This is a genomic window from Hyphomicrobium sp. MC1, from assembly GCF_000253295.1.
Lineage (GTDB): Bacteria > Pseudomonadota > Alphaproteobacteria > Rhizobiales > Hyphomicrobiaceae > Hyphomicrobium_B.
Genome location: NC_015717.1, coordinates 1,933,298 through 1,949,207, shown reverse-complemented (window position 1 = coordinate 1,949,207; position 15,910 = coordinate 1,933,298). Strand labels below are relative to the sequence as shown.

The following is a 15,910-nucleotide window of genomic DNA, read 5'->3' as shown; positions in this document are numbered from 1 at the left end:
CAAGCTGCCCCCTATCCCCATGCCTCCCCTTGCCCTGACGATGGGCGACCCTGCCGGTATCGGTCCCGAACTGGCGCTGCGCGCCTGGCAGGACCGATCCGCCGACGCGATTCCGCCTTTTGCGATCTATGCCGATATCGAGCTGATGCGCGCACAGGCCCGCGCCTCAGCCCTCGATCCGGAAACCGCAATCATGCCGGTTGCGAATGCCGGTGCGGCTGCGCTGGTCTTCCCCGATGCCCTACCCGTCGTTCCGGTTCCGCTGTCGGCGCCTGCCATCGCAGGCAGCCCCGACGTCGCCAACGGCGAAGCGACGATCCAAGCGATCCGCCGGGCGGTGGCTGACGTTGCAGCAGGTCGCGCCGCAGCCGTCGTCACCAACCCGATCGCCAAGTCGGTTCTCTACGAAGCAGGCTTCGAGCATCCCGGCCATACCGAATTTCTCGGCGCGCTCGCAAACGAGTTCTGGCCGTCCGAGCGCGCCGAACCCGTGATGATGATCGCCGCGCCCGTGCTTCGCGTCGTGCCTGTGACGATCCACGTGCCTTTGAAGGACGTTCCTTCTCTTCTCACGACCGATAAGATCGTCAGCACGGCGCGCATCGTCCACGCCGCCTTGCAGCGCGACTTCGGCATCGAGAAACCACACCTCGCCCTCGCCGGCCTCAATCCGCATGCGGGCGAAGACGGCACCCTGGGCACGGAAGATCGCGACATCGTCCGCCCTGCCGTCGAGCGACTGCGCGCCGAGGGCATCGACGCGACCGGTCCCACTGCCGCCGACACCATGTTTCACGAGGCCGCCCGCAAGACCTACGATGCGGCGCTCGCGATGTATCATGATCAGGGCCTCATCCCGATCAAGACGCTCGCCTTCGACGAGGGCGTCAACGTTACGCTCGGATTGCCTTTCGTGCGCACCTCGCCTGACCACGGCACGGCGTTTTCGATTGCGGGAAAAGGCGTCGCCTCCGCGTCGAGCCTCAAGGCTGCGCTGAAGCTCGCAGCTGACATGAGCGCCCGCCGCCGCGCTGCGGCAACACCATGAGCGCTGCCAATGGGCCAGATGGCCTCCCGCCCCTACGCACTGTCATCGAGCGCTATGGTCTCAACGCCAAGAAGTCACTCGGCCAGAACTTCCTGCTCGATCTCAACCTCACCCGCAAGATCGCGCGCCTCGCCGGCGACCTGAGCGAACGAACAGTTGTAGAGATTGGTCCCGGCCCCGGCGGACTGACGCGCGCTCTTCTGATGGAAGGTGCAAAGCACGTTATCGCCATCGAGCGTGACGACCGCTGTCTGCCCGCGCTCGCCGAGGTCTCGGCGAGCTATCCAGGCCGCCTCGATGTCCATCCTGCCGACGCGCTGGACGTCGATTGCCGGCAGTTGCTCGGCGATGCCCCGTCTGCGTCGATCGTCGCGAACCTGCCTTACGGCGTCGCCTCGCTACTGCTCGTGAACTGGCTCGAAACGGAACCTTGGCCGCCGTGGTACGACCGCATGGTGCTGATGTTCCAGCGCGAGGTCGCCGAGCGCATCGTTGCGCAACCGAAGTCAAAAGCCTACGGCCGCCTCTCGGTGCTGGCGCAGTGGCGCACGGAAGCTCGGATCGTGATGAACCTGCCGCCCGAAGCCTTCACGCCCCCACCGAAAGTCTCCTCCGCCATCGTCGAGTTTCGCCCCATCGCATCGCCGCAGCCCGCCTGTCGCGTGAAAACGCTGGCACGCGTCACCGCGGCCGCCTTCGGACAGCGCCGCAAGATGCTGCGTTCGAGCCTCAAACAGATCACCGCGTTTCCCGAACTGCTTCTGCAGCGTGCGCAATTGGCACCCGAACGCCGCGCCGAAGAGCTGTCGGTTGCGGATTTTGCACGATTGGCTCTGGTGCTTGACGAAAGCGAAGCTTCGACGGCTTAGAGCGCCACTTGCAAGGTCCGCACGAATTCCGAGAGCCCCAGCAGCCGCCCGCGCTTCAGCCGCTCGGCGGACAGGATTGCGAGCGCCGATGCCACGCTCGTTTCAACGTGCGCATTCACAATCACGTAGTCGTATTCCGGCCAGTGACTGATCTCGGACGATGCAGCCGCCATGCGCTTCGCAACGATGTCCGGCGGATCCTGCGCCCGCGTCTTCAGCCGCTCTTCGAGCACATGGCCCGACGGGGGAAGAACGAAGACGCGCACAACATCGCCCGGCATCTTCTCGGAAAGCTGCTGCGCGCCCTGCCAGTCGATGTCGAACAGCACGTCCTTGCCGCTGCGAATGGCGGCTTCGACCGGTGCCCGCGGCGTGCCGTAATAGTTGTCGAACACGCGCGCCCATTCGAGCAGCTCGTCGCGCTCTTTCATCCGCTCGAATGCAGCGTGATCGACGAAATGATAGTCGACGCCGTTCTGTTCGCCGGGCCGCGGCGCGCGCGTCGTCACCGAAACCGACATCTCGACATTCGCGTCCGCCGCCAGCACCCGACGCGCCAGCGTCGTCTTGCCCGCGCCCGATGGCGACGAGACGATATAAAGCAGTCCCCGGCGCGCGATGTGCGGCTCGGCTGCGCCACTAGGTTTCTCTTCCGCGTTCTTGCTCATGTTATTCGACGTTTTGCACTTGTTCGCGGAACTGGTCGATAATCGTTTTGAGTTGTAGACCCAGCCGGGTGACGTCGACCGCATTGGCTTTCGAGCACAGCGTATTAGCTTCGCGATTGAATTCTTGCGCCAGGAAATCGAGCTTGCGGCCGACCGCGCCGTTTTCCGCCAGAATTTCCCGTGCGCCCGACACATGCGCCGAAAGCCGCTGCAGTTCCTCCTCAACGTCGGCGCGCGTTGCGAGCAGCATGGCTTCCTGATGCAGGCGCTCCGCATCGAGCGGCGCCGTCGTATCGAACAGGCGGGTAATCGCATCCTTGAGACGCGCGACGATGGCCTCCGGCGTGCGCGACGGCGAGGCGCGCACCTCCGACTCCAGCCGCTCGATCTGAACGAGCTGCTCAATGACGATGTCGTGCAACCGCGTGCCCTCGGCGCGGCGAGCTTCAGTGAGTTTGTCGAGCGCAGCCTCAAGGCTCTTCAGGAGCGCTCTCTCCCGCGCCGCACGAACGTCGCTGGCTTCAGCCATCTGGTCGGCCGCCTCCAGAACGCCTTTGATCATCATCAGCTGGGCCGCATCGGGCGCCGATGCCCCCGACAGCGCCGTCACGCGCTCGGCGGCCTTGATAACATCCTGAAGCACCGCTTCGTTCAACCGCACCGAGCCGTTCGTCTGCTGCTTTTCGAGGCTCAGCGAAATCGAGACGTTCCCGCGCGCCAGCCGCTTGGCGACAGCTTCGCGCGCCGGCAGCTCCAGAGCTTCATAGCCCGGCGGCAGGCGTAAGCGGACATCAAGCCCGCGGCCGTTGACGCTGCGAGCCTCCCACGTCCAGGCGAGGCCATCGGTCATGCCGTCGACGCGGGCAAATCCCGTCATGCTGGATATGGTCATAGGGGAATGTCTCGCCGACGGGTGGGTTACGCGGGCCGCAACTTAACGGCTCGGATCGCATCCGCCAACTATATCTGATGGCTCGTCCGGCTGAAGGTTACTGTCGCTTCGGTTTGCGGACAGGAAGCGGCATGCCGGAGGCGTCGGTAGCTGTATCTGACGGCGAAGAGTCGTCGCCATCGCCGTCGCTCGCCCCTGAGGCCGGCGTCGTTGCCTTCGCCGATTTCTGCCCTTTGGACGCGCTGGCTTTTGCGGTTTTGGCAGTTGGGATCGGCGCAGCATCGTCGTCCTGATCGGCTGCGTCCTGAGCTTTTTGCTTCTCGACCTGCCGCCATTTCTGGACGGCGTTGTTGTGTTCCTTCAGAGTCTCCGAGAACGTGTGACCGCCCGTGCCGTCGGCAACAAAATAAAGATCGCTCGTTTTCGCTGGATGCAGCGCAGCAAGAAGCGCCGATTTCCCCGGATTACAAATCGGCCCCGGCGGCAGTCCGTTGATCTGATACGTGTTGTAGGGCGACTTGGTCTCGATATCCGCCTTGGTGATGCCGCGGCCGAGCGCGCCCTGGCCGCCGACGATACCATAGATGATCGTCGGATCGGACTGCAGCCGCATGCCCTTGCGCAGACGGTTATAGAAAACGGCGGCGACCCGGTCGCGCTCATCGGCGCGCCCCGTTTCTTTCTCGACGATCGACGCGAAGGTCACGAGTTCATCCGTCGATCGCACGGGAAGATCGGGATCGCGCTCATCCCAGAGCTGCCCCAACGCCTTCTCCATGCCGACCCGCATGCGGTCGAGAATCTCGTTCCTCGAGGCACCCTTCGAGAAATAATAGGTATCGGGAAGCAGCGTCCCTTCCGGCGGCACGCTCGAGATCTCACCGCTGAGGTTCGGCTCGGCTTTCAGGCGTTCGACGATCTGCTCGCTCGTCAGCCCTTCAGGCATCGTCGTTTTGTAGAGGATCGACTTGCCCTCCGCGAGCGTGTCGATCACGTCCCGCATCGAGGCGTGTTCTTTGATTTGGTACTCGCCGGCTTTCAGCTCGCCGCCCTTGTGGCCGCCGAGAAACCCTTGAAGCAGATAGCCGCCGACGAACGTCCAACGGTTCGTGATGACGCCTTCGCGCTCCAGCCGTTCGGCGATCGCAATGCGCCCCTCGCCCTTGGGAATGATAACGGTGCGCTCCTGAGGCAGCGGACCAGGGCTTTCGAATTGATGGAAAATGAGGAACGACGTGCCGCCGATGAGCACCATGAGCACGAGGGCGACGGTCAGCACGCTGCTGATGGCCCGCACGATACCGCCTAGCGCCCGCGAAGGCTCGCGCGCTTGAACGCCGCGCGGACGGCTCGGTGCGCGCCCCGGCTCCAGCCGTTCTGCAGGACTTCGCGCCCCGGCTGTTCGTGACGTTCTAATTCCGTCCGAACGCTTCCGATTTTGACTCATGTTACCGCGAGCACCGTCATTGAAGGAGCGCGGTGCACGAGGTCATTGCCTCAAAACCCAGCGCTCCATCCCCCACCCGCGCCGGACGCTCACCGTAAAATGTGGCGAAAACGCGTATTAGAACGCGGTTTTAAGCCACCCGGCGCAGAACCAGCGAAGCGTTCGTGCCGCCGAAGCCGAACGAATTCGACAGCGCGATATTGATATCACGCTTCTGTGCCTTGTGCGGCACAAGGTCGATCGCAGTTTCGACCGATGGGTTGTCGAGATTGAGCGTCGGCGGAACGATATTGTCGCGGATGGCGAGCGCCGAGAAAATCGCCTCGATCGCACCGGCTGCACCGAGCAAATGCCCAGTCGCCGACTTCGTCGAAGACATCGCAAGCTTGCCGCTGCTGTTGCCGAACAGACGTTCGACGGCCTTGAGCTCGATCTCGTCGCCCATTGGCGTCGAGGTGCCGTGCGCGTTGACGTAATCGATCTCGCTCGGATCGACGCCAGCGCGCTTCAAAGCGGCCTTCATGCAGCGATAGGCACCGTCGCCATCCTCGGCCGGTGCCGTGATGTGGTAGGCATCCGACGACATGCCGTAGCCGATGATCTCGGCGTAAATCTTCGCGCCGCGTGCCTTCGCATACTCGTAGCTTTCGAGCACGACGACGCCAGCGCCCTCGCCCATCACGAACCCGTCGCGATCCTTGTCATAAGGCCGCGAGGCTTTCGTCGGGTTGTCGTTGAATCCGGTCGACAGCGCCCGGCAAGCCGCGAAGCCCGCAAGCGCAATGCGGCAGATCGGGCTTTCCGTGCCGCCCGCAATCATTACGTCGGCATCGTCGAGCGCGATGATCCGCGCCGCATCGCCGATGGCGTGCGTGCCAGTCGCACACGCGGTGACGACGGCGTTGTTGGGACCTTTGAGCTGGTGCTTGATCGAGACGTAGCCGCCCGCGAGGTTGATGAGACGGCCTGGAATGAAGAACGGAGAAACGCGCCGTGGCCCCTTCTCCTTCAACAGGATCGACGTATCGGCGATGCCCGAAAGGCCGCCAATGCCCGAGCCGATCAGGACGCCTGCGCGTTCCTGCGTTTCGGGCGTCTGGAACTTCAGGCCCGAATCCGTGATCGCCTGATCGGCAGCCGCAACGGCGTAAACGATGAAGTCATCGACCTTGCGCTGTTCTTTTGGCTCCATCCAATCGTCCGGATTGAACTTGCCCTCGGACTGCGCGCCGCGCGGCACGAAATTCGCGATCTGACAGGTGATATCGGAAACTTCGAATTCCTCGACGCGCCGGGCTCCGCTTTGTCCTGCAAGCAGATTGGTCCACGACGCTTCGACGCCTGAACCGACCGGAGTGACGAGACCCATTCCTGTAATAACGACACGGCGCATCGATGTTGTTCTTGTTCGCTGTTGCTGTTTGAGATCCACACTGGGCACGTAAAGGGGGCCGGTTGGTGACCCAGCCCCCATTAAATTCTGCCCAGAAGGCGCAATTACGCCGGGGACAAATCTAAGACGTGAGAGGGCTGCTTAAGCCGCGCTCGCGTTCTTCTCGAGAAACTTGACGGCATCGCCGACCGTCAGAATGTGCTCGGCGGCATCGTCCGGAATTTCGCAGCCGAATTCCTCTTCGAACGCCATCACGAGTTCAACGGTATCCAAGCTATCTGCGCCAAGGTCGTCGATGAAGCTGGCATTGTCGGTGACCTTGTCGGCCTCGACCCCAAGATGCTCTACGACAATTTTCTTCACGCGCTCTGCGACATCGCTCATCGTTAATCCTCGTGTCTTTCTAATTTTTGGCGGCCTTTTCTGGCCCGCCTGTTCGCCCTGCAGAACCCGCTATAAACCGCATGACAGGATATCAACTTACGGGAAGTGTAGCCTGTTCGGATAGGGGTTCGCCCCGTTATAAAAGTCTTTTTCCTTAGTCGCCCTAGCGTGAGTCTTCCGCTTAGGCACCGTCCCCACGAAGCACTTCGCCGAGTTGTCCCCAGCTCTTCGTGCCGTCCCGATAACGTGTTTTTCACGTTTCAAAACCGTGGTGTCGTTAACACACTTCACCAGCATTGCAAAGCACGTGGTGACGCAGCCGACGACAGCCGAACCTTCAATCGTAAAGTCGCCGATAAATCAAGCATTCTCGGCGTTTACCATCATAGGCTGGAGTTGATTACACCATAGCCATGCCGCCGTTAATGTGCAGCGTCTGGCCGGTGATGTACCCGCCTTCGTTGGAAGCCAGATAGAGGCACCCGGCAGCCACGTCCACCGGATCGCCGAAGCGCTGCGCCGGGATCATCTGGGCGATCTCGCCCTTCTGCTTATCCGTCAGCACGTCCGTCATGTTGGTCTTGATGAAGCCCGGCGCGATGCAGTTCGCCGTAATCCCACGCGAAGCGACCTCGCGCGCGAGCGATTTGGTCATACCTATCATACCGGCCTTCGAGGCTGCGTAGTTGCCCTGCCCCGGATTGCCGAAAACGCCGGAAACAGACGCAATATTGATGATCCGCCCGTATCCCGTCTTCGAGCGCATCATGTGGCGCGATGCGGCCCGGCACAGCATGAACGTCGACGTCAGGTTGACCGCGATGACGTCATCCCACTGATCGTCCTTCATCACCATGAACAGGTTGTCCTTGGTGAGACCGGCATTATTGACGAGAATGTCGAGACGACCGCCCAGAGCCTTCACGGCATCGTCGATCAACTTCGCGACGGCTACGCGGTCCGCAAGATCGCACGGCAACACATGCACGCGGTCGCCGAGCTCTTTCGCGAGCGCATCGAGCGCTTCGACTTTGCGTCCCGAGATCGCGACTGTCGCGCCAGCCTTGTGGAACACGCGTGCGATCTCGGCACCAAGTCCGCCCGTCGCGCCCGTGACGAGGGCGGTCTTGCCGGTCAGGTCAAACATTCAAATCTCCTTATGAAGTGAGTGCGGCGAGCGCCGCATCGATATCGGAAGGGGTGCCGAGGCTCGAAGCGTTGACGCTCGGAGCCGTGCGCTTAACGAGGCCTGCGAGGACCTTGCCCGCGCCGATCTCATAGAAATCCGTGACGCCGTCAGCCGCCATGAACGCCACGCATTCGCGCCAGCGGACCGTGCCTGTCACCTGCTCGACGAGCCGCTTCTTGATCTCATCCGGATCGGAAATCGGCTCCGCCAGCACGTTTGCGACGACTGGAACAACAGGTTTGTTGACCGTCACGGACGCGAGTGCTTCCGCCATCGCGTCGGCGGCGGGCTGCATCAGCGCGCAATGGAAGGGAGCGGACACGGGCAACGGTACCGCGCGCCGAACACCGAATTTCTTGCCGATTTCCGGCACGCGATCGAGCGCCGTCTTATGCCCGGACAGGACGACCTGCGTCGGCTCGTTGTCGTTCGCGATCTGACAAACGTCGCCCTGGGCAGCTTCGGCAGCGACTTTCTCCGCCACATCGATGCCGACGCCGAGCAGCGCTGCCATCGCGCCGACGCCGACCGGCACAGCCTTCTGCATGGCCTGTCCCCGCAGCCTCAAGAGGCGCGCTGCGTCCGACAAAGAAAATGCACCGGCCGCGGCGAGCGCCGAATACTCTCCGAGCGAATGCCCGGCGACGAATTTCGCGCTGCTTGCGAGCGATACGCCCCTCTCTTTTTCGAGTACACGCATGACGGCCATCGATACCGCCATGAGCGCGGGCTGAGCATTCTGCGTCAGCGTCAGCGTTTCTTTCGGGCCTTCCCAGATCAACGCCGACAGCTTTTCGCCTAGCGCATCGTCGACTTCTTCGAATACGGCGCGAGCAACGGGAAAGGCATCGGCAAGCGCCTTGCCCATACCGACGTCCTGGCTGCCTTGACCTGGAAAAACGAAAGCGCGTGCCATCGTGGAGAAAGTGCTCCCTGGGCTGGAATTGGGAATGACCTGCGTGCACGCAGATATTGGGCGGCCTTAGTCCACGCCCGCCCATCCGGTGTCAAGAGACGCTGCGCTCCGCCAACCGCCGCGCCAGCCCGTTGCCGGCGGCAAGCCATTACGCGTTGGGTGCCGGTTCCCGCAAAAGGGCTCTCAGATCCAAGGCCTTCGTGAACATGGAAATATTGCCGTCGGCGTCGCGCGGCCATTCGGCCTCCGGCCGGTCCCAGTAAAGTTCCACGCCGTTGCCGTCCGGGTCATCGAGGTAGAGCGCCTCGCTGACCCCGTGGTCGGAGGCTCCGGTCAACTGGACGTGAGCCGCCATCAGCCGCCGCAAGGCATCGGCCAGCGCTACCCGTGTCGGATAGAGCACAGCGAGATGGTAAAGCCCCGTCGTGCCCGGAGGCGGCGGCGTCCCTCCCCGGCTTTCCCAGGTGTTGAGGCCGATGTGGTGGTGATAGCCGCCAGCCGAAATGAAGGCCGCCTGGCTGCCGAAACGCTGCATAAGGGTAAAGCCGAGAACGCCGCAATAGAAGTCAAGCGCCCTCTGGAGATCCGCGACCTTCAGATGAACGTGTCCGATCTTGACGCCTGGGTCGATTGGCCGGACCTCGGTCGGCGTCGCGCCTCCATGCGGCGTTTCGCGAATATCATCCATCAAATCTGCCTCGGCTGGTTGTCATTCAAGATGACATGGGCCGACCGAAGCCGCCGGGCAAGCTCGACGAATGTGGCAGATTGCCAATGGCTTACCGCCTGGACGAGTTGCCAAAAAAAAGCGCCGCGAAGCCGCGACGCTCAAATGCGCAATCGAAAAAACGCCGAAAATAGAACCAGAAGGCGCCGTTCGCTCCGGCGACGGGAGACGTGGCCTGCCGCGAGACGCCTGCTAAACGGTTAGCCTTCGACCGTCTCGACTTCGCAAAGTTCGCCGTCGATCAGATCGAATAGAACGTCGGCGCCGGATTCTTCGGCTTCCTCGAGCGCTTCGACGAGGTTGTCGTCGATCGGCGCGACCTTAAGCGCTGACGTGTCCGTCACGCCATTCTCGGCCATGTTCTCTTCGCCCTCTTCACGGGCGGTCTCTTCATCGTCCGCGACCGCCCAGATCGTCTCTTCAGTGTAAGCTGCATACTTCATGTCGTTGGTCTCCCTCGACGCGCCGGATCGATCCCGGCAATCCCCTTTAGGACATGATTCCCGTGTTTGCGCCGTGACCGTCGATGATTGTTGACTGTCAAATTTCAAAGTTGCATGGACGCCACATTTTTGGGCAGGGCGGCACGGCATTGGCCTAGCTTTCCTGTCCGAGCTGGACGGCATCTGTCCTGACTTGCCCCGGCCTGAAAATGCTGTATAAGGCCGCCTTTCCGTTCGGCAGGAGGCTGAACGGGGGCTTGGGCTGCGCTGGCGTCTTAACCATCCGCATCTCGAGAGGGGCTTTCGAGCGCCGTCCCCCAGTGTCTTCTCCTATTTGGTGCCAGATCGGCCTTTCTCGGGTCTTTTGGGGCTTTGCGCCGATGGAAAGATAAGACGTCGCAAGACGTTATAACTCGAACCGAAAGGCCAATCGTATGCCGCTTTACGAGCATACCTTCCTGGCGCGCCAGGACGTGACCCAGGCCCAAGTCGAAGCTCTGATGAAGGAATTCCAGGGCGTCGTCGAAGAAGGCCAGGGCAAGATCACGAAGCAGGAATACTGGGGTCTCAAGAACCTCGCCTTCAAGATCAAGAAGAACCGCAAGGCGCACTACGCCTTCTTCAATATCGAAGCCCCGTCAGCGGCCGTGACCGAAATGGAGCGCCGCATGGGCCTCCACACCGACGTCATCCGCTTCATGACGGTGCGCGTCGAAGAACTCGAAACCGAGCCGAGCGTCCAGATGCGCAAGCAGGACCGCGAGGAACGCGGTGATCGTGGTGATCGCGGCTTCGGTGGCCGTGGCGGTCCCCCGCGCGGCGACCGTGGCGGCTTCGGCGGCGGCCGTGAAGGCGGCTCGACGTTCCGTTCGCGCCCCCCGCGTGACGGCGATGGCCCGCGCGGCCCGCGTCCCCCGCGTGAAGGCGAGGCCCCCCGCGGCCCGCGTCAGTCCAATAACGGTTCGGAGGGCTAATCCATGGCTGAAATCGCTTCCACTGGCGGCGGCGCACGCCGTCCCTTCCAGCGTCGCCGCAAGACCTGTCCGTTCTCGGGCGCTGGCGCACCGAAGATCGACTACAAGGACGTCCGCACGCTCGGCCGTTATATTTCCGAGCGCGGCAAGATCGTACCGAGCCGCATCACGGCCGTTTCGGCCAAGAAGCAGCGTGAGCTGGCCCGCGCCATCAAGCGCGCCCGCTTCCTCGGCCTGCTGCCGTACGTGATCAAGTAAACTGCATCCGGGTGGGCCGGCGCGTTGCGCCGCTCGCCTGGAGCGACATCAAACGCGTCTCCCGGCCGGCTTCGCGAAGCAGAGTAGGAAGACGCAAACCAAACCACCGCGCCTCCCGGCCGGCTCTGCGAAGCGGAGTCGAGAGGCGCGAAGAAAATGTCCGTGTCTTCCGGCCGGCTCGCAGAATGCGAGTCGGAAGACACAAACCAAGAAGTTGGGTCAGGACGGGCAACCGGATCTGGCTCTAACCGCTCCGATGCGGGACAGCAAAAGAAGATGCCGACGAACGCTTTCATACTTGCCCTTGCCGCGGGCCTGATTTCCGCAGTCGTATTCGCCTCCGCGACGACGGGCGCATTCCTGCTCCGCATCGTCCTCTTTCTGCTGACGCCGCTCTCGCTTTATCTGACCGGGCTTGGTCTCGGCCCGATCGCCGCGTCGATTGCCGCCATCACCGCGACGACCTGCGTGCTGCTTATGGCCAACCCCCTCGCCGCCGAAGTCTATGCCATCAGCACCGCACTGCCGGCCGTCATCTGCACGCGCCTCGCGCTGCTGAGCCGCGAGAATGACGGCGAGCGCGAATGGTATCCTGTCGGCCGCATCACCATCGCCGCCGCCATTTTCGCCGGCTGCTTCACGATCCTGGCGCTGATGCTGATGGGCGGCGACGTCGATACGCTGACGAAGTTGCTCCGCACGGTCGTCGAAAGCTTCGTCAAGACGGAGCTGTCGCAAATTCCCGGCGCTCCAGAAATCGGCGCGTCTGAAATCGACGAGATCACCCGCTCGACGCTTTACTCCCTGCCTTGGGCGCTGGGCATTCTCGCAATGGGAACGATCCTCATCAATCTTTGGCTCGCAGGCCGCATCACGCTGGCATCCGGACGGCTGCAGCGGCCGTGGCCCGATTTCGCGGCATTCGCCTTGCCGCCGGGAGCGACGTTCGCACTTTTGATCGCCATCGGACTGAGCTTCGTCGGCGGCATGCCAGGATTGTTCGCCGCCGGTTTTGCGGCGCCCTTCACGCTGGCGTTTGCGCTTGTTGGCTTGGCGCTCATCCATTCGCTCACGCGTGGCTCGCAGTGGCGAACGTTCATCCTGACGGCTCTCTATATCGGAGTCCTTTTCATCCCTCACCTCGGTCTGCTGCTCGCCATCACGGGGCTCGCCGAAACCGTCTTCCGCTACCGGTCGGCACGAAAGCCGCCGGAAGCGCCGAACTGAAAATCGCAATCCCCCAATTTCAAACCAGGAGCTATGAAAGACATGCAAGTTATTCTTCTTCAGCGTATTGGCCGCCTCGGCCAGATGGGCGACATCGTCAACGTCAAGGATGGCTACGCCCGCAATTACCTGCTGCCGCAGAAGAAGGCGCTGCGCGCCACGGAAGACAACAAGAAGGTGTTCGAGGGCCGCCGCGCTCAGCTCGAAGCTGACAACCTCGCCCACAAAGCCGATGCCGAAGCCGTCGCCGCCAAGCTCAACGGTCAGTCCTTCGTTCTGATTCGCGCCGCCGGCGACACCGGCCAGCTTTATGGCTCCGTCTCGACGCGCGACATCGCAGCCGTCATCACCGAAGGCGGCTTCACCGTCGACCGCAACCAGATCATCCTCGACAAGCCGATCAAGACGCTGGGCGTCACGCCAGCGACCGTCCAGCTGCATCCGGAAGTCATCTGCTCGATCTCGCTCAACATCGCCCGCTCGCAGGACGAAGCTGACAAGCAGGCCCGCGGCGAAGACGTTGCCGTCGTCAAGGAAGAGGCCCTCGAACTCGAGACCTTCAATCCGGACGCCGCGTTCGAAGAAGGCGCCGCGCCGCAGGACGAAGCCGAAGAATCGGCCTGAGGATCTCACGCTCCTGTGGACTGCTTGGCCGTTGCGAGTTTAACACGGCCAAGCACTTCTGCAGCGCCCTGTCGGGAGCGTGTTGATAGCGGGGATGCTTCACAGGTTGCATGAGCACAATCTCCCGGTCGCGACCCGGAATCGGTTAGCTTCCGGCGCATGGCAGATCCCGCAGTCCTCCCCACCGAGAAACTCAAACAGGTTGTCTCGGCCAATGAGCCGCTGACCTTCCGTCAGCCGCCGCATAACATTGAAGCCGAGCAGGCGCTTCTCGGTGCGATCCTCGTCAACAACGAGGCGCTCGATCGCGTCTCCGGCTTCCTGTCACCCGACCATTTCTTCGATCCGCTGCATGCCCGGATCTTCGAGACGCTCGGCACCCTCATCCACGCCGGCAAGACCGCGACGCCGATCACGGTGAAGACGTTCTTCGAGAACGTCGAACCGATCGACTCGAACCTGACCGTTCCGCAGTATCTCGGCCGCCTCGCCGCCAACGCCACGACCATCATCAACGCCGCTGAATACGGTCGCACGATCTACGATCTCGCGACCCGGCGCTCGCTGATCATCATCGGCGAGGACATGGTCAACACGGCTTACGACAGCGCCGTCGATCATGCGCCGCGCGCCCAGATCGAAGAAGCCGAAGGCCGTCTCTACTCGCTCGCCGAGCAGAACAAGTACGGCAAGGGGTTCGAGACCTTCAAATCAGCGCTGACCACCGCCATCGAAATGGCGAACAGCGCGTTCCAGCGCGCGGGGCATTTGTCGGGCGCATCGACCGGTCTCTCCGATCTCGACAACAAGCTCGGTGGTCTGCAGCGTTCCGACTTGATCATCCTCGCCGGTCGTCCCTCGATGGGTAAGACGGCGCTTGCAACAAACATCGCCTATAACGTCGCCAAGGCCTATCGTGGCGAACGTCAGTCCGACGGCTCGATGCATACCGTCGACGGCGGTATCGTCGGCTTCTTCTCGCTCGAAATGTCGTCCGAGCAGTTGGCCACCCGTATTCTCGCCGAACAGGCCGAGGTGTCGTCGGAAAAAATCCGCCGCGGCATGATCGACGAGGCCGAGTTCCGCAAGCTCTCGGAAGTTGCGACCGAGATGTCGCGCATTCCGCTCTTCATCGACCAGACCGGCGGCATCACCATCGCGCAGCTTTCATCCCGCGCGCGAAAGCTCAAGCGCCAGCATGGCCTCGACCTTCTCGTCGTCGACTACCTTCAGCTGCTCGCCGGCTCGAAAGCGAGCAGCAGCGCCAACCGCGTGCAGGAAATCACCGAGATCACCACTGGCCTCAAGGCGCTCGCCAAGGAACTGGCGGTTCCGATCATCGCGCTATCGCAGCTTTCGCGTCAGGTCGAACAGCGCGAAGACAAGCGCCCGCAGCTTTCCGACCTTCGCGAATCGGGCTCCATCGAGCAGGACGCCGACGTCGTTATGTTCGTGTTCCGCGAGGAATATTACATCGAGCGCACAAAGCCTGCCGAAGGAACGCCCGAATTTGCCGATTGGATGACGAAGATGAGCGCAGCCTCCGGCAAGGCCGAGGTCATCATCGGCAAGCAGCGTCACGGTCCTGTCGGCACGGTCGAGCTGTCCTTCGAAGGACAATTCACGCGCTTTGGCAATCTGGCCCGAGACTATATGCTGCCCCAGCACTAGAGGGGCCCGGATCGCAGCCGGGGTGGGAACGTGAGATGACGGTCAATGCGCGAATGCCCGAGAGCGTAGCAAGGGCGACGGGAACGATCACCGTTGACCTCGGATGCATCGCTGCGAACTGGCGGGCACTGGCCGATAAGGTCGCGCCGGCGCGTTGCGCTGCCGTCGTCAAAGCCGACGCGTACGGGCTTGGCGCCGAACGCGTCATCGCAACGCTTGCGCGGGCGGGCTGCACCGCTTTTTTCATCGCGACTCCGGGCGAAGCCGAAACGGCACGCCGCATCGCGCCGGATGCCGACATCTACGCGCTCGACGGTCTGGTCGGAAACACTGCCGCCGCGTTCGCGCATCTCGCCGTGAAGCCGGTGCTATCGACGCTCGATGACGTCGTCGCCTGGTCGGCGCTCTGCCGCGCGCGGGGCGAACGGCTTCCCGCAGCATTTCACATCGACACCGGCCTGCATCGCCTCGGGCTTCCCGTGCGCGACGTTCGCCGTCTCGTCGCCGAACCGTCGATGATGGCGGGCATCGAACTCGACCTGGTGATGAGCCATCTCGCCTCGGCCGATAATCCACGCGATCCGAAAAATCGCGAGCAACTGCTGACGTTCGAGACGCTGTCGGCGCTGTTTCCCGGCGTGGCGCGAAGCCTCGCTGCCTCCGATGGTTTGATGCTCGGGCCGTCCTATCATTTCGATCTCGTCAGGCCCGGCTACGCGCTCTACGGCGGACAGGCATCGCAAATCGCCCCAGCGCCGGTACACGCCGCCGTCACCGTTGCAGCGCGCATTCTCGCCGTCGCCGACGTCGCCCCCGGTGAAACGGTTGGCTACTCTGCGACGTGGCGCGCCAAGCGCCCGAGCCGTATCGCCACGATTGCCGCCGGATATGCCGATGGTGTTCCGCGCAACGCCAGCGCGCCGGATGGCCGCCCCGGCGGACACGTTCTCATCAGCGGCCACTTGGCGCCGATCGTTGGCCGCATCTCGATGGACCTCATCACCGTCGACGTCACCGATCTGCCTGACGGTGCCGCCATGCCCGGCGAATTCGCGAAACTCATTGCTGAAGGTCTGACGATCGAGGACGCCGGATTCTCAGCCGGAACCATCGGCTACGAAATCCTGACACGCCTCGGCAACCGCTTCACGCGCCTCTATCTTGATGAGAATCCGTAGGC

General features: G+C 62.7%; 17 protein-coding genes. 8 read left to right on the top strand and 9 right to left on the bottom strand.

Features of this window, described 5'->3' with window-relative positions; genetic code table 11:
• Window positions 1-19: 19 nt before the first annotated feature.
• Together pdxA and rsmA are read left to right on the top strand one after the other, a co-directional pair.
• Window positions 20-1,048, top strand: coding sequence for a 4-hydroxythreonine-4-phosphate dehydrogenase PdxA (gene pdxA, locus HYPMC_RS09460; protein WP_013947681.1), 1,029 nt, complete (start codon window positions 20-22; stop codon window positions 1,046-1,048).
• A complete protein-coding gene (gene rsmA, locus HYPMC_RS09455) occupies window positions 1,045-1,917 on the top strand; it encodes a 16S rRNA (adenine(1518)-N(6)/adenine(1519)-N(6))-dimethyltransferase RsmA (protein ID WP_013947680.1) in 873 nt (290 codons plus the stop codon). The genes pdxA and rsmA overlap by 4 nt, the downstream gene beginning before the upstream one ends.
• On the opposite strand, the gene gmk is transcribed toward rsmA, so the two are convergent.
• From gmk to HYPMC_RS09405, 9 genes are all read right to left on the bottom strand, one after another.
• On the bottom strand, window positions 1,914-2,585 hold the full coding sequence (gene gmk, locus HYPMC_RS09450) for a guanylate kinase (RefSeq protein ID WP_013947679.1): 672 nt from the start codon (window positions 2,583-2,585) through the stop codon (window positions 1,914-1,916). The two genes, rsmA and gmk, sit on opposite strands and share 4 nt — an antisense overlap.
• Window position 2,586: 1 nt before the next feature.
• The gene (locus HYPMC_RS09445; RefSeq protein WP_013947678.1) at window positions 2,587-3,477 is read right to left on the bottom strand and encodes a YicC/YloC family endoribonuclease; all 891 of its coding nucleotides are present in this window, start codon (window positions 3,475-3,477) and stop codon (window positions 2,587-2,589) included.
• A gap of 97 nt (window positions 3,478-3,574) precedes the next feature.
• A complete protein-coding gene (mltG, locus tag HYPMC_RS09440) occupies window positions 3,575-4,774 on the bottom strand; it encodes an endolytic transglycosylase MltG (protein WP_244421010.1) in 1,200 nt (399 codons plus the stop codon).
• A 280-nt stretch (window positions 4,775-5,054) separates the two neighbouring features.
• Window positions 5,055-6,317 (bottom strand): beta-ketoacyl-ACP synthase II, encoded by a 1,263-nt coding sequence (fabF, locus tag HYPMC_RS09435; protein ID WP_013947676.1) that lies wholly within the window; start codon window positions 6,315-6,317, stop codon window positions 5,055-5,057.
• 141 nt (window positions 6,318-6,458) lie between these two features.
• The gene (locus HYPMC_RS09430) at window positions 6,459-6,701 is read right to left on the bottom strand and encodes an acyl carrier protein (protein ID WP_013215676.1); all 243 of its coding nucleotides are present in this window, start codon (window positions 6,699-6,701) and stop codon (window positions 6,459-6,461) included.
• Between the two features lie 400 nt (window positions 6,702-7,101).
• Entirely contained in the window at window positions 7,102-7,848 is a 747-nt protein-coding gene (gene fabG, locus HYPMC_RS09420; RefSeq protein ID WP_013947674.1) for a 3-oxoacyl-[acyl-carrier-protein] reductase, read from the bottom strand.
• A gap of 10 nt (window positions 7,849-7,858) precedes the next feature.
• Window positions 7,859-8,806 carry an ACP S-malonyltransferase gene (gene fabD / locus HYPMC_RS09415; RefSeq protein ID WP_013947673.1) on the bottom strand — a complete coding sequence of 316 codons (948 nt, stop codon included), beginning with the start codon at window positions 8,804-8,806 and terminating at the stop codon, window positions 7,859-7,861.
• Window positions 8,807-8,954: 148 nt separating this feature from the next.
• On the bottom strand, window positions 8,955-9,494 hold the full coding sequence (locus HYPMC_RS09410; protein WP_013947672.1) for a VOC family protein: 540 nt from the start codon (window positions 9,492-9,494) through the stop codon (window positions 8,955-8,957).
• Window positions 9,495-9,733: 239 nt separating this feature from the next.
• Window positions 9,734-9,976 (bottom strand): hypothetical protein, encoded by a 243-nt coding sequence (locus tag HYPMC_RS09405; protein ID WP_013947671.1) that lies wholly within the window; start codon window positions 9,974-9,976, stop codon window positions 9,734-9,736.
• A 434-nt stretch (window positions 9,977-10,410) separates the two neighbouring features.
• On the opposite strand from HYPMC_RS09405, the gene rpsF reads away from it, so the two are divergent.
• The 6 genes from rpsF (at window position 10,411) to alr (ending at window position 15,908) form a co-directional block, all read left to right on the top strand.
• Window positions 10,411-10,950 carry a 30S ribosomal protein S6 gene (rpsF, locus tag HYPMC_RS09400; protein WP_013947670.1) on the top strand — a complete coding sequence of 180 codons (540 nt, stop codon included), beginning with the start codon at window positions 10,411-10,413 and terminating at the stop codon, window positions 10,948-10,950.
• 3 nt (window positions 10,951-10,953) lie between these two features.
• The gene (gene rpsR / locus HYPMC_RS09395; RefSeq protein WP_013947669.1) at window positions 10,954-11,208 is read left to right on the top strand and encodes a 30S ribosomal protein S18; all 255 of its coding nucleotides are present in this window, start codon (window positions 10,954-10,956) and stop codon (window positions 11,206-11,208) included.
• A 276-nt stretch (window positions 11,209-11,484) separates the two neighbouring features.
• Window positions 11,485-12,435, top strand: a complete 951-nt coding sequence (locus HYPMC_RS09390) for a DUF2232 domain-containing protein (protein ID WP_024275868.1) — start codon at window positions 11,485-11,487, stop codon at window positions 12,433-12,435.
• A 42-nt stretch (window positions 12,436-12,477) separates the two neighbouring features.
• Window positions 12,478-13,059 (top strand): 50S ribosomal protein L9, encoded by a 582-nt coding sequence (rplI, locus tag HYPMC_RS09385; RefSeq protein WP_013947666.1) that lies wholly within the window; start codon window positions 12,478-12,480, stop codon window positions 13,057-13,059.
• 159 nt (window positions 13,060-13,218) lie between these two features.
• On the top strand, window positions 13,219-14,730 hold the full coding sequence (locus tag HYPMC_RS09380; protein ID WP_013947665.1) for a replicative DNA helicase: 1,512 nt from the start codon (window positions 13,219-13,221) through the stop codon (window positions 14,728-14,730).
• Window positions 14,731-14,765: 35 nt separating this feature from the next.
• Entirely contained in the window at window positions 14,766-15,908 is a 1,143-nt protein-coding gene (gene alr / locus HYPMC_RS09375; protein WP_013947664.1) for an alanine racemase, read from the top strand.
• The last annotated feature ends 2 nt before the right edge of the window (window positions 15,909-15,910 follow it).